Raw genomic sequence first — 19,615 nt, forward strand, 5'->3', positions numbered from 1 at the left:
AGAGACCCGGGAGGGGCCAGATGCGAGAGGCGCATGCCACGGAGTTCGACGACTTCGTCCGTACCCGGTCGGTGGCGCTGTTGCGGGTGGCCTATCTGCTGACCGGCGACCGGCACACGGCCGAGGACCTGCTCCAGGAGGTGCTGGAGCAGATGTACGTGCGGTGGCGCCGGCTGCGCACCTCCCCGGAGGCGTACGCCCGGCGGGCCCTGGTGAACCGGTCGATCAACCGGTGGCGGTGGCGGTCCCGGCGGCCGGAGCAGGCGTTGGGCGACAACGACGGGGTCGCCCGGGACCACGCTGACGACATCGCGCTGCGCCAGGCGGTCGTCGCGGCGCTGCGTACCCTGCCGCCCCGGCAGCGCGCCGCCGTCGTGCTGCGCTACCTGGAGGACCTGTCGGTCGCCGAGGTCGCCGGGGCGCTGCGCTGCTCCGAGGGCACCGTGAAGAGCCACGCCTCCCGGGGCCTCGCCCACCTCCGGGTGGCGCTGGCCGGGTCGAGCCTCGTCCTGTCCGCCCCGACCCACACCGGGAGTGCGCGATGACCATCCAAGAGCGTGACGTGCGGGGCGTCCTGCATCGGGTGACCGATGACCTCGTCGGCCCGCCGACCCTGCTCGACGACGTACGACGGGGTGGGCGTCGCCGGTTGCGGCGACGTCGCGCCGTCCTGGCCGCCGTGTGCGCGGTCGTGGTGGCGGTGCCCGTCGGCGGTGCGCTCCACCTCGCGGACGGCGGGGCCGTGGCGGAGGTCGCCTCGCCGCTGTTCGACGAACCCACCCGCGGCGATCTGGCCGGCGACGGCAGGTATCTGCGGCAGGTCCGGCAGGCGTGGCGGGACGGGGCGGGGGACGCCGGCACCGCTGTCGAAGGCGATCCGCACGTGGTCTGGGCGGGGAACACGCCGGCCGGGCCCGCCGCCTACGTCGCGCAGCGGGCCACCGCCACCTCCGAAGTGTGGGAGCCGGCCGGCGAGCGGATGATCGGCTATGCCGCGTTCGTCGAGCCCACCGCCGACGGGCCGCGGGTCATGACGCGGGAGACCGTGACCGATGCCGGCAGCTACGGCAGCTGGCAGGCAGCGCTGCTCGGGCCGGGACGCGACGTGCTGGTCGTGCTCGACGCAGGGAAGCCGGTGGAGTTCTCGCCGACGTTCCAGTACGCGGCCGACGGCCGGATCGAGCGCACCTTCCAGCCGGTGGAGTTCCGGGACGGGGCCGCTGTGCTGTCGGTGCCGCCGCAGCGCGACAGGGTGACCGTCGCCCTGGCCAGGAAGCCGGTCAGCGCGACGACCGCCGTCCACATCGCCAACGCGAACGACATCCTCTTCGCCGACCGGCAGGCCAGTCCGCAGCCGCGGTCGGTCACCTACACGCTGCCCGGCGCGGACCGGGTGTGGGGTGACGCCCCCGCCGCGCAGGTCGGCAGGGACGTCTTCGCGACGGACGCGCTGGCCGCCTATGTCGATCTCGGCGGCGCCCACCGGGCTGGGGGCTCTCCCAGCCTGACCGTCTACGGGGCGGCCCCCGACGGACGGCAGCTGCTGCTGCTGACCATCCAGTACGACGACGATCCCACCCGCGCGATCGCCCTGCTCGCCCACGCCGGCGCGCCCCTGCAACCGGTGGCCAGCGGATTCATCGACTGGAACGCGCCACTGCCGGTGCGGCTGCGGCTGCCCGACGGGCAGGGTGTCCTCGTCGTCGCCGAGGGCGCGGCGCTGAGCTACCGGGTCGGCGCGGGGGAGTGGCACGACGCCGGGCGCGGCGCGGCGCTGCTACCCGCCGACGCCACCGAGGTCCGCGTCACCGCTGCCGGCGGCACGGCCAGCACCGTCCGGGTCGACTCCTAGCCGGCCACGGTACGGCGACGGGCACCACCACCTGCGTGGCGGTGCCCGTCGTCGGCAGGATCAGCGGCGGTTGTAGCGGTACATCGTCAGCGTGCCGAAGACCACCAGGAAGCCGGCGGTCCACAGCAGCGTCCACATGATCGCCGACGCGTCCGAGGTTCCCGACATGACGGCGCGTACCGAGGCCACCAGCTGCGTGATCGGGTTGACCTTGACGAACGCCTGGAGCCAGCCGGGCATCGTCGCGGGCTCGACGAACACGTTGCTGAGGAAGGTCAGCGGGAACAGCACCATCATGCTCGCGCCCATCACGGACTTCTCGCTGCGCAGGACGAGACCGAAGAACGTCCAGACCCAGGAGAACGCGAACGAGAAGGCCACCAACAGACCGATCCCGGCCAGCACGCCGGTCAGTCCGCCGTCGGGCCGGAACCCGAGCACCAGCCCGACGCCGAGGATGACCACGGCCGCCAGCACGTACCGCAGCACGTCGCCGAAGATCATGCCGACCAGCGGGGCGGGCCGCCAGACCGACAGCGTCCGGAACCGGTCGAAGACGCCCTTCTCGATGTCGGTGTTCAGCCCGACGCCGGTGTACATGGTGATCATCACGACGCTCGTCACCATGATCCCGGGCAGGAAGAACTGGAGGTAGTCGCGCGGGCTGTCGGCGAGGGCGCCACCGAACAGGTACGTGAACATCAGCACCATGATGATCGGGAACGCCGTCACGTCGAAGAGCTGCTCCGGCACGTGCTTGATCTTCAGCAGCGCGCGCCAGCCGAACGTCAGCGACGCCGACAGCGCGCCGGGCCTGGGCGGTCGCGCACCGGGCGCGAGGACGGTGGCGAGCGCCTCCGTCGAGGGCACGTAGACGGACGGGGCCCGCCCGGTCGTGGTGGCGTTTGTCATCGGGCTGCCTCCAGCTGGTCGTCCCGCTCGTCGGCCGCGACGGCGGGGTGGTCGGTCAGGGCCAGGAAGACCTCGTCCAGGCTCGGCTGACCGAGGGAGAAGTCGTCGACGACGATGCCGGCGCGGGCCAGGTCCCCGAGCGCGCGGGCCGCCTGCTCGCTGGCGTCGAGGTCGCTGCCGTCGCCGCCGACCCGCGCGGTCAGCGCGACCGGATCGGGTGCGAGCTGCACCGGCACGCCGAGGGCCGCCTGGAGCAGCTTCTCCGCCTCCGGCCGCCGCCCGGGGTCGCGCAGCCGCAGGTGGACGGTGCCGGAGCCGACCGAGGACTTCAGCTCGCCCGGGGTGCCCTCCGCGATCACCCGGCCGTGGTCCACCACCGCGATGCGGCCGGCGAGCTGGTCGGCCTCGTCCAGGTACTGCGTGGTCAGCAGCACCGTCGTGCCGTGTGCCACGACGGCCCGGACGATCTCCCACACCTGGTTGCGGCTGCGCGGGTCCAGCCCCGTCGTCGGCTCGTCGAGGAACAGCAGGTCGGGGGTGTTGAGGATGCTCGCCGCGATGTCGATGCGCCGCCGCATGCCGCCCGAGTACTTCTTGACCTGCCGGTCGGCCGCGTCGGTCAGGCCGAACGCGGCGAGCATGCCCTCCGCCCGTTCCCGGGCGGCCGGCTTGCGGTGCCCGAGCAGGCGGGCGAGGAGCATCAGGTTCTCCAGCCCCGTCAGGTCCTCGTCCACGGAGGCGTACTGGCCGGTCAGGCTCATCCGGGCGCGCACGGTGTTGGCCTCGGTGACGACGTCGTGCCCGAAGACGCGGGCCCGTCCGCCGTCGGGGCGCAGCAGCGTCGCCAGCACCCGTACCGCAGTGGTCTTGCCGGCGCCGTTCGGGCCGAGCAGCCCGTAGACGGTGCCGGCGGGGACCTGGAGATCCATGCCGGCGAGCGCCCGGGTGTCCCCGAACGATCGGGTCAGGCCCTCGGCCTCGATGGCCAGGCCGGTGGTGCGTGTCATGCTCCCTACCTTCCTCATGTGTCACACGTTCAGGAGACGTACGGGCGCGCCGCGCGGCCCTCGCGCAGGGCCAGGCCCCACCAGTGGAGCTGGTCGAGCAGGACGTCGGCAGCCCGCTCGCAGCGGTCGGCCGTCGGGGGTGACGGCGCTCCGTCGAGCAGGTCGACACCGACGACGTCGCGCATCGTGACCGCGTGCAGTGCGGTGAAGACCGTGCGGAGCTGCTCGACCGCGTGCAGGCCGATGGAACCGCACCCGTACGACACGAAGCCGACCGGTTTGGCCTGCCACTCGTCGTACGCGTGGTCGATCGCCTGTTTCAACGAGCCCGGGAAGCTGTGGTTGTACTCGGGGGTGACCACGACGAACGCCTCCGCCCGCGCGACCTGCGCGACGAACGACCCGATCGCGGGAGTCGGCTCAGCCGGGCAGCTCGCGGGGAGGTCGTGGTCGGCGAGGTCGACGACCGTCACCGCCAACTCGTCGCGCCGCCGCGCCCGGTCGACGAACCAGCGGCCGATCCGGTCGCCCGCCCGCCCCTCCCGGGTGCTGCCGATGATCACGGCGAGGCGCAGTGGCGTCATGGCTCCCCCTCCCGGCTCCGGTTCCACCCGTCGGGCGCGAGACGGCGGCCAGCGCCCCGCCAGATCGGAACTGGCGGGGCGCGATGCCGGCGGCGGGTGCTGCCACGGATGCCTGGGAAGGGGAGGGCCGGCGCGGTGACCGGGCGCGCCGGTGCGCGCAAGCGTCTCCACGCCGGGGGTGCCGACCAGTGGCGTACCCCTGATCCGGGGCCTTCCCACCGGTGGTCAGGCCGGCTCGTCGAAGAGCACCGGCCAGGGGCGGGGCGCCGGCCCGGGCGGCGGCGCCGGAGGCTCCGACCCGTCGGCCAGCACCTCCGCCGCGAGCTGCCCGAACATCGGCGCGGCCGGGTGCGCGGCCCGGCGCGGCCAGGCCGCCGAGGTGCGCCGGACCAGCGGCGACCCGGCGACCGGCCGCCAGGCGATCCGGGGCTCCCGGCGCGCCGTCGCCGCCGGCTCGACGGCGACCCCGCCGCCCGCCAGCACCAGCCCGAAGAGGAACTCCGGGTTCCGCGCCGGGCGGACCCGCCCCGGCGTGAACCCGTGCCGGCGGCAGACCTCCAGCAGGTGGTCGTGCCAGCCGGGCGCGGTGGCCCGGGGCGCGGTCACCAGGTCCAGTCCGGCCAGCGCCGCCAGCTCGACCTGCCGTCCCCGGGCCAGCGCCGAGGCGCGCGGCAACAGCACCCCCAGCGGTACGTCGACGGCGGCGCCGAGGCGCAGCCCGTCGTCGGTGACGGGATGGTGCAGCAGGCCGACGTCCAGCCGTCCCTCGCTGAGCATCCGCTCCTGCTCGCCGCTGGTCAGCTCGTGCAGGTCCACGTCGAGCCCGGGGGCGCGCTCGGCCAGCCGGTCGAGCAGCTCGCGCAGGGTCACGGCGGGTGTCTCCGGCGGCACCCCCGCCCGGAGCACCCCCGACACCCCGTCGCGCACCTGCCGCATCAGGTTGCGCAGCCGGCCCTCCCCGGCCAGCAGTTCCTCGGCCTCGCCGAGGAGCAACTGGCCGGCGGTGGTCAGCCGCACCTGCCGCCGGGACCGGTCGAACAGCTCGACCGCCAGCTCCCGCTCCAGGCGCTGCACCGACTGGCTCAGCGGCGGCTGGGCCATGCCGAGCCGCTCGGCCGCCCGCCCGAAGTGCAGCTCGTCGGCGACCACCACGAAGTGCCGCAGGTGCCGGAGCAGGTCCACGGCCGGACCCTACGCCAGCGCCCGCCCGCAACCGCGACCGCGAACACGTCCGCGCCCGCGTCCGCAACCCCGTCCGCGTCCGCGTCGCGGCGAGATCTTGGTACCGAAGCGCCCCTCGGGGGGCACTTTTCTACCAAGATCTGGTGCCGAGTGCCGGGCGCGCCGGGCGCCGAGTGTCGGGCGTCGGGCGTCGGCGTAGGGCGTCGGGCGTCGGGCGCTGGCGGCGGCCGGCGGGGACGGGGCAGCGGCTACCGTGCGCAGTGTGGTGGCGGAGCGGATCGTGGAGATCTTCGAGCGGGCCGGGGTCACCGGCTGCCTGCACGTCGTCGACCTCGACGCGGCCGGCGGCGGTGCCGGTACGGGGGAGCCCGGCGACCGGCGGGAGGTGGCGGTCCGGGCGGACGAGCAGGTGGTGATCGCCTCGATCTTCAAGGTGCTGCTGGTGCTGGAGTTCGCCCGGCAGGTCGTCGCCGGCCAGCTCGACCCCCGGGAACGGGTCCTCGTCACCGTCGACGACCGGCTCGGCGGATGGGGGATCGCCGGCTGCGCCGACGACGCCGAGGTGTCGCTGCGGGACCTGGCCTACTTCGCCATGTCGGTCAGCGACAACACCGCCGCCGACCTGCTGCTGCGCCGGGTCGGGGCGGACGTGCTGCCGATGCTCGCCGCCGAGCTGGGGCTGCCGCGTACCCGGATCGTCGGCGGCCCTCGGCAGCTGGTCGAGACGATGCTCGCCGACGTCGGCGCGCGTACGGAGGAAGACTTCGCCCGGATCTTTCCCACCCTGCCGCCCGAGCGGGTCCGCGCGATGCGGATGTTCGACCCGGCGCACACCACGTCGAGCACCGCCCGGGAGATCACCCGGCTGCTCGGCCTGATCTGGCGCGACGAGGCCGGCCCGCCCGAGGCGTGCGCGATGGTCCGGGGCTGGATGGCCCGGCAGCTCTTCTGGACCCGGCTGGCCGCCGGCTTCCCGCCGGGCGTGCGGGTGACCGGCAAGACGGGCACCCTGCCGGGCCTGCACCTGGAGGCGGGCGTGGCCGAGTACCCCGACGGCGGGCGGTACGCCGTCGCCGTCTTCGTCCGCGCCACGCAGCTCGCCACCCGCCGCATCGACGTGGACCTGGCGATGGGTCAGGCCGCCCGAGCCGCCGTCGAGGACCTGCGCGCCGGCTGATCTTTCGGGCGCGAGGCGCTGCCGCCGACCCCGCTGAGCTGGCCCGATATGCCGACGGGTATCGGCCGTGTCGGCCATGGATCTTGGACCTGGCGGGGGTCGTGCTGGTTGGCTCGGCACCGACCGATCAGCACCACGACGGGGAGAGTTCCGCATGCCCGACATCGACCGCCGCCGCTTCCTTCGCGACGCCGCCGCCAGCACCGCGCTGGTCACCGCCGGCGGGCTCGCCGGCACCGCACTCACCGGCCCGGCACACGCCGCGCCGCCGGTCGCCGCCGCCCCGGCCGGCCGCCGCAGCGGCCCGGTCAGCTTCCGCTGGTGGGGTACGTCCGCCTGGCGCATCGACGTCGGCGACCGGACCGTCCTGGTCGACCCCTTCCTCAGCCGGATCGACACGGGGCTGTTCAGGGGCGCCTTCGACCAGACCAGGAAGCTGGAGGTGCGCACCGACGTCGTGGACTCCCTGGTGGACCGGGCCGAGACGGTGCTCGTCACGCACACCCATTGGGACCACTACATGGACGTGCCGCACATCGCCGGCCGCACCGGCGCCCGGGTCTTCGGCACGCTGACCGCCTACCACCTCGGGCTGGCGTACGGGCTGCCGTCGGGGCAGCTCAGCCCGGTGCGCGGCGGGGAGGTGCTGGACTTCGGCGCGTACACCGTGGAGGTGGTCAGCTCCCTGCACAGCCGCAACAAGTCGTACTCGATGGCCTTCCCCGGCGTACGGGTCAGCCAGCCGGCGAAGCCGGAGACCATCGCCGACCTGCCCGAGGGCGACACCCTCGCGTACCAGCTGCGGGTGCCCGGCGGCCCGTCGGTCTTCTTCATGGGCGCCAGCGACTTCGCCGAGCGGAACCTGACCGGGCTGGCCCCCGACGTGGCCATGCTGGCGCTGCCGAGCACCACGGTCACCGCCGACTACGCGGAACGGCTGCTCGACGCGCTCGACCGGCCGAAGGTCGTGGTGCCGGTGCACTTCGACAACTTCGAGACCGAGCTGCGCAACCCCGTGCCCATGGCGCCGACGGACCGCGAGCGGCTGGACGCGTTCCTCGCCGCCATCCGCCGGGTCTCCCCGCGCAGCCGGGTGATCGTGCCGGAGTACCACACCGCGTACCACTTCTGAGCGACGCGCGACGGGCCGCGGGCGGCAGCCCCCGGCCCGTCGTCGCGCCCCGGTCGGCCGCCGACGCGGGACCGGCGGCGAGGGCTCAGCCCGTCGACAGCCCGGCCAGCGCCCGCACCGAGCGCCAGTTGCGGGTGGTCGCCACCAGGCCGAGCTTCTTCTCCAGGTGGTTGTTGGTGAACCTCGACCGGCCGTAGCCGCCGTCGGGATAGTGCAGGTAGACCTCGCGACCGGCGACCGTGAACGCCAGGTTCTCGCCGTCGGGCACGGTCAGGGCGGCCACGGCGGCCGGGTCGGGCGCGGTCGCGAGGAAGACCACCAGCAGCCGCGTGGGGTCGTCCTCCCGGGCGGCGTACGGGTTGCCGCCGGCCACCGCCGCCAGTTCCCGGCCGCTGCGCACCAGCACCGGCACCGTCAGCCCCAGCTCGTCGGCGATGGCCCGCTCGATGCCCCGCGCCAGCGCGTCGGCGTCGCGCACCGTGCTCCCGAAGACCACGTTCCCGCTCTGCAGGTACGTCTGCACGTCCTGGTGGCCGAGGCCGGTGACCAGCCGGCGCAGGTCGGCCATGGCGACCTTCGCGCCGCCGACGTTGACCCCGCGCAGCAACGCGACCCACCTGTCCACACGACCTCCTCGACCCGCCGGTACGGGCCAGCCTAGGGCGTGGGTCGACGTCGGCCGCGGACGTCGTCGCCGGGGCGGGGCCCGCCGCTCAGCACACCGCGCTGGAGTGCCGGGTCCGTGATCCGTACCATCGGTTCTCGACAGCGGCCCCCGGCGACGGGTGCCGCGAGCGGAGCGGGACCACGGACACCGGCATGCGGGCTCATGCCGGTCGACCGGCGTGCGACCGCCTCAAGCGAGAAGCCTCGCCCAGCGGTCCGCGCGCACCCATCCGTACCGGAAGGACACCGCCATGCGCGCTCCCTGGACGCGCCGTCACCGCCTTCTGCCGGGGCTGCTGGCCCTGGCCTGCCTCGCCACCGTCGCCGTGGCCGCCGCCGTTCCACTGACCAGCCCGCCCGCCCGCGCCGCCGACCCCGTCGTGGTGCTCGACGCCACCTTCGAGGACGGCACCACCCAGGGCTTCCGGCCCCGGGCCGGGGAGACCGTCGCGGTCAGCACCGCCGTCGCCCACGGCGGCACCCGCAGCCTGCTCACCTCCGGCCGCACCGCGAGTTGGCAGGGCCCCGCCCTGGACCTGCTCGACGAGATGGTCAAGGGCACCCGCTACACGCTGACGGTGTGGGTGCGGCTGGCCGCCGGCCAGTCGCCCGGCCAGGTCCGGCTCAGCGTGCAGCGCGACTCCGGCGGCACCTCCGCCTACGACCAGGTGGTGGGCGACACCGCCGTCACCGCCGACGCCTGGGTCCGGCTCACCGGCACGTACGTGCTCGCGCACGACGTGGACGGGCTGTCTGCGTACGTGGAGACCGCCAGCGGCACCGCCGACCTGCACATCGACGACTTCGCCATGGCGTACCAGCCGACCAAGCCGGTGCAGACCGACATCCCGGCCCTGCGTGAGGTGCTGGCCGCCGACTTCCCGATCGGAGCGGCGATCGGCAACCGGCAGATCATCGGCGACCAGGCCACCCTGCTGCGCCGGCACTTCGACACGGTGACCCCGGGCAACGCGCTCAAGTGGGACGCCACCCAGCCGACCGAGGGCACCTTCCGGTGGGCCGACGCCGACGCGCAGGTCGGCTTCGCCACGGACAACGACCTGGCGGTACGCGGACACACCCTCGTCTGGCACCAGCAGACCCCGGCCTGGGTCTTCACCGACACCGACGGCACCCCGCTGACCTCGGACCCGGCCGACAAGGCCCTGCTGCTGTCCCGGCTGGAGGCGCACATCCGCGCGGTCGTCGGGCGCTACGGCGACGCGATCGGGGTCTGGGACGTCGCCAACGAGGTGATCGACGAGAACCAGTCCGACGGGCTGCGGCGCAGCCGCTGGCACGAGATCAGCGGGCTGGACTACCTGCGGACCGCGTTCCGGGTGGCCCGGGAGGTCGCGCCGACGGCCAAGCTCTACATCAACGACTACAACACCAACGTGCCGGCCAAGCGCGACAAGCTGCGCGACCTGGTGAGCCAACTGCGCGCCGAAGGGGTGCCGATCGACGGCGTCGGGCACCAGATGCACGTCAACGTCCAGTGGCCGTCGATCGCCGAGACCGAGGCGATGCTCCAGGCGTTCGTCCCGCTCGGGGTGGAGCAGCAGGTCACCGAGATGGACGTCAGCATCTACGTCAACAGCAGCGAGTCCTTCCCCACCCCGCCGGCCGACCGGCTGCTGACCCAGGCGTACCGCTACCGGGACCTGTTCGCCCTCTACCGCCGCTACGCCGACGAGTTGACCTCGGTGACCCTGTGGGGGCTGGCGGACGACGACACCTGGCTGGACACCTTCCCGGTGGCCCGCAAGGACGCGCCGCTGCTCTTCGACACGGAACTCCAGGCCAAGCCGGCGTACTGGGGGATCGTCGACCCGACCCGGATCAATCCGACCCCGACGCCGACGGTCAGCCCGACGGTCAGCCCGACCGTTTCGCCGACCGTCAGCCCGACGGTCTCGCCGACCGTCAGCCCGACGGTCTCGCCGACCGTCAACCCGACCGTTTCGCCGACGGTCTCGCCGACCGGGGGGCCGGACGCCTGCCGGGCGACGTACACCGTCTCCAACCAGTGGCCGGGCGGCTTCCAGGCGAGCGTCAGGATCACCAACACCGGCGGGCGGGCGCACGACGGCTGGACGGTGCGCTGGCGGTTCCCGGACGGGCAGCGGATCAGCCAGCTCTGGAACGGCACGGTCCGGCAGGACGGCCCGGACGTGTCGGTCACCCCCACGTCCTGGAACTCCGCCCTGCCCGCCGGCGGGACGGTCGAGTTCGGCTTCCTCGCCGGTTGGTCCACGAGCAACGACCGCCCGGTCGGCTTCACCCTCGACGGACTGGCCTGCACGATCGGCTAGCGGGGACGGTGGGCGATGGCCGGGACGGGGCAGGCCCGGCCATCGCCGTGCCCGGTGCCCGGACGGCGCGGCGGAGCCGGGCCGGGGCCCCCGCGGACGCCGGAGACGCCGTCCGCTCCGGTCCGGCGTCAGAGCCGGCGGAAGGCGGGGTCCGGCGTCAGAGCCGGCGGATGGCGTCGGAGGCGAGGCGGAAGCCGATGGTGCGGTCGACGATGCGGGCGACCAGGTCCGCCTTCCGCAGCCCGGCGACGCCGCGCAACTCCAGGCTCGCGGCGAGCATCCGCAGGTCGCGGGCGGTCCAGCCGGAGAGGTACGCCGTACCGTCGTCGCGGCGGGACATGGACGCCAGCGCGGCCCGGGCCGCCACCGGGTCCGGCGCGGACGCCGCCCGCCGGGCTGACGGGCGCGCGGCGGCCCCGCCCCGGTCGGCGGATACGGCAGCCGGGTGCCCGGCGGGGGCGGTGCGGTCGGCGGATACGGCAGCCGGTTGCCCGGCGGGAGAGGTCCGGTCGGCCGACAATGCGGCCGGGTGCCCGGCGGGACTGGGCCGGTCGGCGCGTGCCGTGGCCGGGTGCCCGGCGGGGGTGGTTCCGGCCGGCGGTGGGGCCGGGTCGACCGGCACCACCGCGAGCCGGGCCCGCCCCTGGGCCAGGGCGGCGAGGTCGGCGGCGGGCAGCCCCCGCAGCAGCGCGGCCACCAGGTCGGCGACGTCGCGGCTCGGGTCGGTCACGCCCCGGCCCGCTCGGGCTGGAGGTGGTCGAGGAACTCGGTGGCGAGCCGGCGCAGCTCGTCGCGGACCGCCGGGGTGGCGATCCGGTCGCGGAGCACCACGGGCACGCCGCGCGGGGTGTTCGTGGCGAACACGGTCACGTTCTCCCGCAGCGGGGTGGGGAAGACCGGCAGGCCGAGCGCCCGGACCTGGTCCATGTAGCCCTGGTGGGCGGCGATCGGCCGCTGCGCCATGAGCTGGATCATCGTGAACACCACGCCGGCCACGTCGGGGGCGACCTTGTGGTGCCGGCGGGTGGTGGCGAACCGGCGGGCGTCGGCGTTGTACTGGTCGACCAGTTCCCGGACGTTGCCGTGCAGGTAGTCGATGCCCAGCGTGGACAGGTAGTCGGCCTTGGCCGGGATGAGCAGATGGTCGCTGGCGATGATGGCCGACTGGGTGACCACGTTGAAGTTCGGCGGGCAGTCGATCAGCACCATGTCGTAGCCGCCGAGCGCGTCGTCGTGCAGCCCCTCGGCCAGGGAGCCGCGCACCCGGAACAGCTCGGCGTCGTACTCGTCGCCGTCGGCCACCGCCCGGGCCAGCGCCAGGTCGATGTCGACGAGCTGGAGGTGGGACGCGATCAGGTCGAGGCGGCCGGCGCCGCTGAGCCGCGCGTTGGCCGGGCCGGGGGAGACGACCAGCTCGCCCAGGGTCGTCGCGGGGGTGTCCCCGCGCAGGCCGTCGTACCAGCGCTTCACCGTCCGGCCGTCGCGCAGCCGGTCCCGCCAGTCGTCGGGGTCGTAGAAGCCGAAGGTGAGGCTGGCCTGCGGATCGAGGTCGATGAGCAGCACCCTCATCCCGCGGTTGGCCAGCTCGGCACCGAGGTTGGCGGTCACAGTGGTCTTGCCGACCCCGCCCTTGTAGTTGATCACCGATACGACGTACACCGGCACCTCCCCAGACCGGGAACGGTAGCGGGCCGGCGGACCGGCGCGGCACCCGCTCCGGCGGTCCGCCTTTACACGTAACTACGCAAGTTCGTAATATCGACGTATGGCGGAGATCGAGGAGCGGCTGAGCGCGTTGGAGGCGCAGGTCGCGGCTTTGACGGAGCGACTCGGGGCGGACCCACCCTCGGCCGAGCCGCCCCGGGCGACCGGCGACGCCTTCTGGGCGCTCGACGGGCTGAAGCAACGGATTCCGGCCGACGGCGGCGGCGCGGTGCTCTACACCGGCACCGTCCACCTCGACGACCAGCGCTACGACTGGCAGTACGGCCTCATGGTCGACGACGTGCTCGCCGGTGACTGGACGGAGCTGGCCGGCGCGCTGACCGCCCTCGCGCACCCGGTGCGGCTGCGCCTGCTGCGAGAGATCCTCGGCGGCCGGCACGGCACCGGCGAGCTGGCCGAAATCGAGGGCCTCGGCACCACCGGCCAGCTGCACCACCACCTGCGCCAGCTCACCGCCGCCGGCTGGCTGCGCAGCGCCGGCCGGGGCCACTACGTCGTCCCGGCCGAGCGGGTCGTGCCGCTGCTGGCCATCCTCACCGCCGCCCGCCGCTGACCCACCCCGACGTAGGGATCACCATGCGCAAGCCAACCGTCCTCACCCTGGTCGTCGGTCTCGTCGCCGCGGTCGCCGCCGTCGGGATCATGCCGCGCGCACCCCGGCTGACCGGGCAGAGCACCGGCGACACCGCGTTGGCCGCCGACGTCCGCGCGGCGGTGCCCGACCCCGAGGGCCACTGCGGCCTCGCCGTCGCCGTGCTGGAGAACGGCCAGGTCCGGACCGCCGGCCTGGGCGACCGCGACCTCGCCCTGGGCCACCGGCTGGGCGACTGGTCGGTGATCCCCGGCTGGCCCTGGCCGGTCGGCGCCGGCCTCTCGGCGGCCGGGATCGTCCTGGCCGCGTACCGCTGGCGGGGGCTGCCCGCGCTGGCCGGCGCGCCGCCCTGGCGGCCCTGGCCATCGTGATCCTCACCCCCTAACCCCATCCCACCCGCCCTGACCCCGGCCGGTGATCATGAGGTTGGCGGGGGGAAATGCCGGAGTCCGTGCCGCCAACCTCATGATCGACGCCGAGGGTTGGGGCGGGTGAGGCTGTTGGAGTTCCCCTGCTCGGGGTCGGGTGGGAGAGGGCGACGGTGGTGGGTGCCGTTTCGCGACGCGCTGTCGCAGGTGCTCATGACCTTCACCGGCTACACCCGGGTGCCGGTCCGGCCGGGAGCGCCCCGTGCCGGGACGCGGCACCCGGCTCACTCGGCGATCGGCAGCACTACCTCGTTGTGGCGCAGGAACCACGGCTTCCACGGCGGATCGAAGCGCGCGTACCGGACCGCGCCGGTGGGGCGCAGCCCGGCCGCGGTGACCGCCCGGCCCAGCGCGGTCGCCCGCCGGTCGAACGCCCGGGCCGTCCAGCGGCCCGCGAAGCGCGTCGCGGCGGCGAGCTGTTCCGGGACCATCCGGGTGCGCACCCGGGGGTCCGCCGGCTCGGGCAGCGTGTCGGGGGTCAGGCCCGCCGGCATCACGAGCCACACCAGCCAGTGGCCCGGCCGGTCCCCCTCCTCCTGTACGAACGGGGCCGTCATCGCGATCGTCTGCGGGCCCGTCTCCCGGGCGGTCGAGCGCCGCGCGTGGTTGGCACCGCGCAGGTACGCGCCCAGCGGCCGGAAGGCGTCCCGGGCGGCCTGCTCGAACGCGCCCTCCGCCCGCACCTCGGCGACCAGGTGGGCCGGGTAGCGGCGCAGCTCGAAGCCGGGGTGCCGGGCCACCACCCGGTACGGCTGCTGCTCGGTCATCGCGCGCTCCCCGTGCCCCGGGCCCCGTCGGGAGCAACGCTACCGGCCCTCGACCTCCGGCTCAGCCGAAGTCGCGTCCTCCGGCCGGGGTCGCGGGGCGGCACGGGTCAGCCGCCAGTACTGCCGCCGGCCGTCGTCGCGGAGCACCACCCCGGTGCGGCCCAGTTCGCCGCGCAGCTCCCGGGCCTCGCCGCCCCGGTCGGCGTCGAGGGCCCGCTGCCGGGCCCGCAGCAGCGCGTCCGCGCCGGTCGGCAGTCCCGGCAGGCCCGGCACCCACCGCCGGTACGCGTCCCGGTGCGGGTCGCCGTCGGCCCACGGCCAGCCGTGCGCGCGGAAGGCGTCGCGCAGCCGGTCGACGGCCAGGTCCGACCGCTCCCGGACCAGTTCCTCGTCGTCCGCGCCGAGCAGCACCAGTTCCTTGCCGTCGACGAAGACGGCGCGCACCGGTCGCCGCCCGATCTGCCGGTCCGTGCGGTCGCGGCGCAGCCGGACCCGTTCGGCGTCGACGGTGACGGCGAGCCGTTCGGCGGTGCCGACGGCGGCGACCAGCAGGCCGCCCAGCGTGCCGACGGCCAGCCCGCCGATGCCGGCCTGCGGGTCCGGCAGCCGGGCGACCAGCTCGAACAGGTCCTGCGCGGGAGCCCAGGACAGCCCGGCGACCCACTCCGCGCCGGCGACGAGCAGCCATCCGGCGCCCGCGCCGAGTGCCGGGAACCCGCCCCAGAGGATCGCCAGTTCCGCCGCGCCGCCGTCGACGGCGGTGGGCGCACCGTAGCCGTCCACCGTCAGGACACCTCGCGCCGCAGCGTGCGGACCAGCCCCGCGACCAGTGGCACGGCCAGCCAGACCAGCAGCGACACGGCGAGGCGTCCCCACTGCCCGGCGGTCACGTCGGGCGTGAGCAGCGGCTCCATGGTCCGGCCCGTGTCCAGCCAGCCCGCCGGGCCGCGCAGCGGTCGGATCATCTCGCCGAGGATCGACCAGGCGGTCGGCAGCAGCAGGTAGCCGACGATCGCCAGCGGGGTGTTCAGCAGCAGCAGGCCGAAGCCGGCCCCCATCAGCACGTTTGCCACCTGGAGCACCACGGCGTGCAGCACCAGGGCCCACTCCAGGCGCCAGGTGCCGGCGCCCCCGGTGGCCCCGGCGACCAGCGTGCCGGCGGCGGCCACGCCGAGGCTCACCAGCACCGAGGCCAGGGCCGCCAGCACCATCGCGACCAGCTTCGCGACGATCACCCGGCCCCGCCGGGGCACCAGGGCGAACGTGGTGAGCGCCGTGCGCTGGGACCACTCCCCGGTGATCGACAGGATGCCCAGCACGGGCAGCAGCAGGCCGATCGGCAGCATCGAGGGGAGGAAGAAGTTGGGGAAGGTCTGCGCGGCGTCGTCCGACCAGATCAACTGGACCACCACGAGGGCGGCGGCGAGCAGCCCGATGGTGATCAGCAGCCAGAGCCCGGCCCGGGTGTCGACGAGCTTGCGCAGCTCCACGCCGGTGAGCCGGAGCAGCGACGGCCGGCGTACGCCGGAGTGGCGCTGGGGCGCGGCGGTGGCGGGCGGGCTGGCGGTGGTGGCGGTGGTCATCGGACGGCCTCCTGGGTCGACGCGCCGGCGGTCAGGGTGAGGAAGAGCTGTTCCAGGCCGCCGCTGCCGGCCGACCGCAGTTCGGTGAGGGCGACGCCGGCGTCGGCGGCGGCCTGCCCGACCGCCTCGGCGTCGGCGTGGACCAGCAGCCCCTCGGCGCCCTCGGTGGCCGCCAGCCCGGCCCGCTCCAACGCGCCGCGCAGCGCCCCGGCGTCGCGGGCCCGCACCAGCGTCCCGCCGCCGGCCAGCAGCTCGGCCTTGTCGCCCTGGGCCACGATCCGGCCGCCCCCGATGACCACCAACCGGTCCGCGACCGCCTCCACCTCGCGCAGCAGGTGGGAGGAGAGCAGCACGGTGCCGCCCCGGTCGGCGAAGTCGCGCAGCAGGCCGCGCATCCAGAAGATCCCCTCCGGGTCGAGGCCGTTGGCCGGCTCGTCGAGGATCAGCACCCGGGGGTCGCCCAGCAGCGCGTGCGCGAGGCCGAGCCGCTGCCGCATCCCCAACGAGTACGCCCGGAGGCGGCGCTTCGCCGCGACCTCGTTCAGCCCGACCAGGTCGAGCTTGGTGGCGACCTGCCGGCGGTCCACGCCCATGGTCGCCGCGGCCACGGTCAGCGCCTCCCGCCCGGTGCGCCCGGCGTGCTGGGCCGAGGCGTCCAGCAGCACGCCCACCTCCCGCCCGGGGTTGGGCAGTTCCCGGTACGGCCGGCCGCCGACCGTCGCGCCGCCGCCGCTGGGCGGGGTGAGGCCGCAGATCATCCGCATGGTGGTGGACTTGCCGGCGCCGTTCGGTCCCAGGAAGCCGGTGACGGTGCCCGGCTCACAACGGAACGACACGTCGTCGACGGCGGTGTGCCGCCCGTACCGTTTGGTGAGGTGTTCCACGCTGATCATGCCGGCCACGCTGCCGGAGCCACCCGGTCACGCGCTGCGGCCGACGGTCTCGTCCGGCGGCTACCTTGGTCGACGCCAGGGTCTCGACTTTGGTAGCTGGTCGGCCCGCCGGGCGGCTGCCTAGCATGGTCGCGTGACCAGTGCCGCCGTACCGGAGCACCCCTGGCTGCTGCCGGGGGCGCTGAGCGTCGATCCGGCGGCGCGGGTGGGGCGGGGGCCGCGTCGCACCACCCGCGACTGGGTGGTGGACGGCCTCTGCTTCCTGCTCTCCCTCGGCTGGGTGCTGCTGGCCACGGCCGACGCGGCCTCGGCCGACCCGGAGTTCGCCACGCCGCTGCCGCAGCGCTGGATGGTCCCGGCCGACGCCCTGATCGGGCTCGCCTGCTGCGCGCTGATCTGGCTGCGGCGCCGGTGGCCGGTGGGCCTCGCCGTCGCGACCGTGCCGCTGACCCTGTTCTCGATGGCGGCGGCGATCCCGCTGCTGATCATCTACTTCACCGTGGTGGTGCACCGGCGCACGGCCGTCGCGCTGGGATTGACCGCCGCCGGCCTGGTCACCAACTTCGCCTTCAGCTACCTGCGCCCGGACCCGCAGATGCCGTACTGGGTGACCACCGCCTGGGGGGTGGTGCTCAGCCTCTCCGTGCTGGCGTGGGGGATGTTCGTCCGGGCCCGGCGGCAGCTCGTCGTGTCGCTGCGCGAGCGCGCCGAGCGGGCCGAGGCGGAGCAGCAGTTGCGGGTGGCGCAGGCCCGGCACCTGGAGCGCACCCGGATCGCCCGCGAGATGCACGACGTGCTGGCACACCGGATCTCGCTGCTCAGCCTGCACGCCGGCGCGCTGGAGTTCCGCCCCGACGCGCCGCCGGAGGAGGTGGCGCGGGCGGCCGGGGTGATCCGGGGCAGCGCCCACTCCGCGTTGCAGGATCTGCGCGAGGTGATCGGGGTGCTCCGCGCGGAGAGCACCGCCGAGGGGGATCCCGAGCGACCGCAGCCCACCCTGGGCGATCTGCCGGCGCTCGTCGAGGAGTCCAGGTCGGCCGGGGCGCGGATCGGCGTCCGCGAGGTGGTCACCTCGGCGGAACGGGTGCCGGCGGCGGTGGGGCGCAGCGTCTACCGGATCGTGCAGGAGGGGCTCACCAACGCCCGCAAGCACGCCGCCGGCGCGGCGGTCACCGTCGACGTGGCCGGCGCCCCCGGCGACGGGCTGACCGTGGAGATCCGCAACCGGTGGCCCGTCGGCGGCATCGCCGGCCCGGAGATCCCCGGCGCCGGCACCGGCCTGGTCGGCATCGCGGAGCGGGTCAGCCTGGCCGGCGGCCGGCTGGAGTACGGGCGGGACGACGTGGGCGACTTCCGGCTGGCCGCCTGGCTGCCGTGGCCGGCGTGAGCGGGCCGGGCCCCGACCCCGGCTGGCCGGTACGGGTGCTGCTCGTCGACGACGACGCGCTGGTGCGGGCCGGTCTGTCGATGATCCTCGGCGGGGTGCCGGACCTGCTCGTGGTCGGGGAGGCCGCCGACGGCAGCGAGGTGCCTGCCGCCGTGGCCGCCTGCGCGCCGGACGTGGTGCTGATGGACATCCGGATGCCCCGGCTCGACGGTCTCGCGGCCACCGAGGCGCTGCGCGCGTCGCCCGACCCGCCCGAGGTGCTGGTGCTGACCACCTTCGACGCCGACGAGCAGGTGCTCCGGGCGTTGCGGGCCGGGGCCGGCGGCTTCCTGCTCAAGGACACCCCGCCGGCCGAGATCGTGCGGGCGGTGCGCCGGGTGGCGGCGGGCGAGGCGACGCTCTCCCCGGCGGTGACCCGCCGGCTGATCGACCACGTGACCGCGCCGGGCGCGGCGGGCGGCCCCGACCCGCGCCGGGAGCGGGCACTGCGGCAGCTCGCCGGGCTCAGCGACCGGGAGCGCGAGGTCGCGGTCGCGCTCGGGCAGGGCCGGACGAACGCGGAGATCGCCGCCGAGCTGTTCATGAGCGTCGCGACCGTCAAGGCGTACGTGTCGCGGCTGCTGGTGAAGCTCGGCCTCAACAACCGGGTCCAGGTCGCCCTGCTGGTGCACGACGCCGGCCTCGTCTGAGGCGCGATTGAACCTTCCGGGGGCGGGGGCCGTACCAGTCGCCGAGGATGCGGTGCGGCGGGTCAGCCGCACCGCTGCCGGAGCCGCGGGAGGCCTGCCGTGCGGGTTGGTGAGCAGTCGACGGATCCCATCGACCAGATCCTGGGCGAGGTGCCGGTGCCGGCGCCCCTGACGCCCGAGGACGTCCGGCTCGCGGTCCGGGCGGTGGTGGTGCACGCCGCGGAGGAGTGGCCGGCCGGGCCGCTGTGCCGCAACGACGGCGCGACGTACCCGTGCCGGCTGCACCGCTGGGGTCGGCGGGTGCTGACGCGGCACGGGCTCAACGAGCGGCAGATCGACGCCCTGGTGCGGCACGGCAACCCCTTCGTGCACGTGCCGTTCCCGTTCACGGTGACCGGCCCCGCGCCGGCCAGCCGCGCAGCACGTACCACCGGCGGGCACCCGGGCGGCCCGCGCGCGGTCGCGCCCGGCGCCCGTCCCGCCGGCCCAGCCCGGCCGGTGGCTCCCCCCGCCACCGCGCCGCGCTGGCCCCGGGCGAGCTGAGCGGGTTCGTCCGCCGGCGGGACCGCCGGTCCCCGGCACGTCGAGCGGAGGTACGCCCGCCCGGCGGGACCGCCGGTCCCCGGTACGCCGGGCGGAGGTACGCCCTCGGCGGGACCCGGGGACACGACGCCGGCCCGGTGCGCGGGGTGGCACCCGCGCACCGGACCGGCGTCCTCGTTCG

General features: G+C 75.2%; 21 protein-coding genes. 10 read left to right on the plus strand and 11 right to left on the minus strand.

The window, feature by feature from the left end; all coding sequences use genetic code 11:
- Positions 1 to 20 precede the first annotated feature (20 nt).
- Both ACN27A_RS27475 and ACN27A_RS27480 read left to right on the plus strand, forming a co-directional pair.
- Positions 21 to 545 carry a SigE family RNA polymerase sigma factor gene (locus ACN27A_RS27475; RefSeq protein WP_421457435.1) on the plus strand — a complete coding sequence of 175 codons (525 nt, stop codon included), beginning with the start codon at positions 21 to 23 and terminating at the stop codon, positions 543 to 545.
- The gene (locus ACN27A_RS27480; protein ID WP_421457436.1) at positions 542 to 1,852 is read left to right on the plus strand and encodes a hypothetical protein; all 1,311 of its coding nucleotides are present in this window, start codon (positions 542 to 544) and stop codon (positions 1,850 to 1,852) included. Before ACN27A_RS27475 ends, ACN27A_RS27480 begins: the two co-directional genes overlap by 4 nt.
- A gap of 60 nt (positions 1,853 to 1,912) precedes the next feature.
- Here ACN27A_RS27480 and ACN27A_RS27485 read toward each other — a convergent pair whose 3' ends face one another.
- The 4 genes from ACN27A_RS27485 to ACN27A_RS27500 form a co-directional block, all read right to left on the minus strand.
- Positions 1,913 to 2,764, minus strand: coding sequence for an ABC transporter permease (locus tag ACN27A_RS27485; protein WP_421457437.1), 852 nt, complete (start codon positions 2,762 to 2,764; stop codon positions 1,913 to 1,915).
- Positions 2,761 to 3,771 (minus strand): ATP-binding cassette domain-containing protein, encoded by a 1,011-nt coding sequence (locus ACN27A_RS27490; RefSeq protein ID WP_357576536.1) that lies wholly within the window; start codon positions 3,769 to 3,771, stop codon positions 2,761 to 2,763. Before ACN27A_RS27490 ends, ACN27A_RS27485 begins: the two co-directional genes overlap by 4 nt.
- 29 nt (positions 3,772 to 3,800) lie before the next feature.
- Positions 3,801 to 4,355 carry an NADPH-dependent FMN reductase gene (locus tag ACN27A_RS27495; RefSeq protein ID WP_421457438.1) on the minus strand — a complete coding sequence of 185 codons (555 nt, stop codon included), beginning with the start codon at positions 4,353 to 4,355 and terminating at the stop codon, positions 3,801 to 3,803.
- Between the two features lie 225 nt (positions 4,356 to 4,580).
- Positions 4,581 to 5,537, minus strand: coding sequence for a LysR family transcriptional regulator (locus ACN27A_RS27500; RefSeq protein WP_421457439.1), 957 nt, complete (start codon positions 5,535 to 5,537; stop codon positions 4,581 to 4,583).
- A gap of 262 nt (positions 5,538 to 5,799) precedes the next feature.
- On the opposite strand from ACN27A_RS27500, the gene ACN27A_RS27505 reads away from it, so the two are divergent.
- Both ACN27A_RS27505 and ACN27A_RS27510 read left to right on the plus strand, forming a co-directional pair.
- On the plus strand, positions 5,800 to 6,714 hold the full coding sequence (locus ACN27A_RS27505; protein WP_421457440.1) for a serine hydrolase: 915 nt from the start codon (positions 5,800 to 5,802) through the stop codon (positions 6,712 to 6,714).
- 154 nt (positions 6,715 to 6,868) lie between these two features.
- Complete coding sequence (locus ACN27A_RS27510) at positions 6,869 to 7,846, plus strand: MBL fold metallo-hydrolase (RefSeq protein ID WP_421457442.1); 978 nt, start codon at positions 6,869 to 6,871, stop codon at positions 7,844 to 7,846.
- An 85-nt stretch (positions 7,847 to 7,931) separates the two neighbouring features.
- On the opposite strand, the gene ACN27A_RS27515 is transcribed toward ACN27A_RS27510, so the two are convergent.
- Entirely contained in the window at positions 7,932 to 8,471 is a 540-nt protein-coding gene (locus ACN27A_RS27515; protein WP_421457443.1) for a DUF1697 domain-containing protein, read from the minus strand.
- Between the two features lie 292 nt (positions 8,472 to 8,763).
- On the opposite strand from ACN27A_RS27515, the gene ACN27A_RS27520 reads away from it, so the two are divergent.
- On the plus strand, positions 8,764 to 10,827 hold the full coding sequence (locus ACN27A_RS27520) for an endo-1,4-beta-xylanase (protein ID WP_421457444.1): 2,064 nt from the start codon (positions 8,764 to 8,766) through the stop codon (positions 10,825 to 10,827).
- A gap of 157 nt (positions 10,828 to 10,984) precedes the next feature.
- Here ACN27A_RS27520 and ACN27A_RS27525 read toward each other — a convergent pair whose 3' ends face one another.
- On the minus strand, positions 10,985 to 11,557 hold the full coding sequence (locus tag ACN27A_RS27525) for a hypothetical protein (RefSeq protein ID WP_421457446.1): 573 nt from the start codon (positions 11,555 to 11,557) through the stop codon (positions 10,985 to 10,987).
- The gene (locus tag ACN27A_RS27530; protein ID WP_421457447.1) at positions 11,554 to 12,486 is read right to left on the minus strand and encodes a ParA family protein; all 933 of its coding nucleotides are present in this window, start codon (positions 12,484 to 12,486) and stop codon (positions 11,554 to 11,556) included. The genes ACN27A_RS27525 and ACN27A_RS27530 overlap by 4 nt, the downstream gene beginning before the upstream one ends.
- Positions 12,487 to 12,592: 106 nt before the next feature.
- Between ACN27A_RS27530 and ACN27A_RS27535 the strand changes: the two genes are divergently transcribed.
- Positions 12,593 to 13,105 carry an ArsR/SmtB family transcription factor gene (locus ACN27A_RS27535; RefSeq protein ID WP_421457449.1) on the plus strand — a complete coding sequence of 171 codons (513 nt, stop codon included), beginning with the start codon at positions 12,593 to 12,595 and terminating at the stop codon, positions 13,103 to 13,105.
- Between the two features lie 23 nt (positions 13,106 to 13,128).
- The gene (locus tag ACN27A_RS27540; protein WP_421457450.1) at positions 13,129 to 13,515 is read left to right on the plus strand and encodes a hypothetical protein; all 387 of its coding nucleotides are present in this window, start codon (positions 13,129 to 13,131) and stop codon (positions 13,513 to 13,515) included.
- A gap of 281 nt (positions 13,516 to 13,796) precedes the next feature.
- Here ACN27A_RS27540 and ACN27A_RS27545 read toward each other — a convergent pair whose 3' ends face one another.
- The 4 genes from ACN27A_RS27545 to ACN27A_RS27560 are packed head-to-tail and all read right to left on the minus strand — an operon-like array spanning position 13,797 to position 16,815.
- Complete coding sequence (locus ACN27A_RS27545; protein WP_421457451.1) at positions 13,797 to 14,339, minus strand: SOUL family heme-binding protein; 543 nt, start codon at positions 14,337 to 14,339, stop codon at positions 13,797 to 13,799.
- Positions 14,340 to 14,378: 39 nt separating this feature from the next.
- Positions 14,379 to 15,122, minus strand: a complete 744-nt coding sequence (locus ACN27A_RS27550; RefSeq protein ID WP_421457452.1) for a YqeB family protein — start codon at positions 15,120 to 15,122, stop codon at positions 14,379 to 14,381.
- Positions 15,123 to 15,124: 2 nt separating this feature from the next.
- Positions 15,125 to 15,922: an ABC transporter permease gene (locus ACN27A_RS27555; protein WP_421457453.1), complete on the minus strand. Its 798-nt coding sequence runs from the start codon at positions 15,920 to 15,922 to the stop codon at positions 15,125 to 15,127.
- Positions 15,919 to 16,815 (minus strand): ABC transporter ATP-binding protein, encoded by an 897-nt coding sequence (locus tag ACN27A_RS27560; RefSeq protein ID WP_421457455.1) that lies wholly within the window; start codon positions 16,813 to 16,815, stop codon positions 15,919 to 15,921. The genes ACN27A_RS27555 and ACN27A_RS27560 overlap by 4 nt, the downstream gene beginning before the upstream one ends.
- Before the next feature lie 133 nt (positions 16,816 to 16,948).
- Between ACN27A_RS27560 and ACN27A_RS27565 the strand changes: the two genes are divergently transcribed.
- From ACN27A_RS27565 to ACN27A_RS27575, 3 genes are all read left to right on the plus strand, one after another.
- A complete protein-coding gene (locus tag ACN27A_RS27565) occupies positions 16,949 to 18,202 on the plus strand; it encodes a sensor histidine kinase (RefSeq protein WP_421457456.1) in 1,254 nt (417 codons plus the stop codon).
- Positions 18,181 to 18,891 (plus strand): response regulator, encoded by a 711-nt coding sequence (locus ACN27A_RS27570; RefSeq protein WP_421458626.1) that lies wholly within the window; start codon positions 18,181 to 18,183, stop codon positions 18,889 to 18,891. Before ACN27A_RS27565 ends, ACN27A_RS27570 begins: the two co-directional genes overlap by 22 nt.
- Positions 18,892 to 18,990: 99 nt before the next feature.
- Positions 18,991 to 19,434 (plus strand): hypothetical protein, encoded by a 444-nt coding sequence (locus tag ACN27A_RS27575; RefSeq protein WP_421457457.1) that lies wholly within the window; start codon positions 18,991 to 18,993, stop codon positions 19,432 to 19,434.
- Positions 19,435 to 19,615 lie beyond the last annotated feature (181 nt).

Origin of the sequence: Micromonospora sp. WMMD737 (genome assembly GCF_049179055.1) — a bacterium.
GTDB lineage: Bacteria > Actinomycetota > Actinomycetes > Mycobacteriales > Micromonosporaceae > Micromonospora > Micromonospora reichwaldensis.

Excerpts from the sequence above, each read along its gene's own strand:
- ACN27A_RS27475 (WP_421457435.1), top strand. The coding sequence starts at position 21 with ATGCGAGAGGCGCATGCCACGGAGTTCGACGACTTCGTCCGTACCCGG.
- ACN27A_RS27480 (WP_421457436.1), top strand. The coding sequence starts at position 542 with ATGACCATCCAAGAGCGTGACGTGCGGGGCGTCCTGCATCGGGTGACC.
- ACN27A_RS27485 (WP_421457437.1), bottom strand. The coding sequence starts at position 2,764 with ATGACAAACGCCACCACGACCGGGCGGGCCCCGTCCGTCTACGTGCCC.
- ACN27A_RS27490 (WP_357576536.1), bottom strand. The coding sequence starts at position 3,771 with ATGACACGCACCACCGGCCTGGCCATCGAGGCCGAGGGCCTGACCCGA.
- ACN27A_RS27495 (WP_421457438.1), bottom strand. The coding sequence starts at position 4,355 with ATGACGCCACTGCGCCTCGCCGTGATCATCGGCAGCACCCGGGAGGGG.
- ACN27A_RS27510 (WP_421457442.1), top strand. The coding sequence starts at position 6,869 with ATGCCCGACATCGACCGCCGCCGCTTCCTTCGCGACGCCGCCGCCAGC.
- ACN27A_RS27520 (WP_421457444.1), top strand. The coding sequence starts at position 8,764 with ATGCGCGCTCCCTGGACGCGCCGTCACCGCCTTCTGCCGGGGCTGCTG.
- ACN27A_RS27535 (WP_421457449.1), top strand. The coding sequence starts at position 12,593 with ATGGCGGAGATCGAGGAGCGGCTGAGCGCGTTGGAGGCGCAGGTCGCG.
- ACN27A_RS27540 (WP_421457450.1), top strand. The coding sequence starts at position 13,129 with ATGCGCAAGCCAACCGTCCTCACCCTGGTCGTCGGTCTCGTCGCCGCG.
- ACN27A_RS27545 (WP_421457451.1), bottom strand. The coding sequence starts at position 14,339 with ATGACCGAGCAGCAGCCGTACCGGGTGGTGGCCCGGCACCCCGGCTTC.
- ACN27A_RS27555 (WP_421457453.1), bottom strand. The coding sequence starts at position 15,922 with ATGACCACCGCCACCACCGCCAGCCCGCCCGCCACCGCCGCGCCCCAG.
- ACN27A_RS27560 (WP_421457455.1), bottom strand. The coding sequence starts at position 16,815 with ATGATCAGCGTGGAACACCTCACCAAACGGTACGGGCGGCACACCGCC.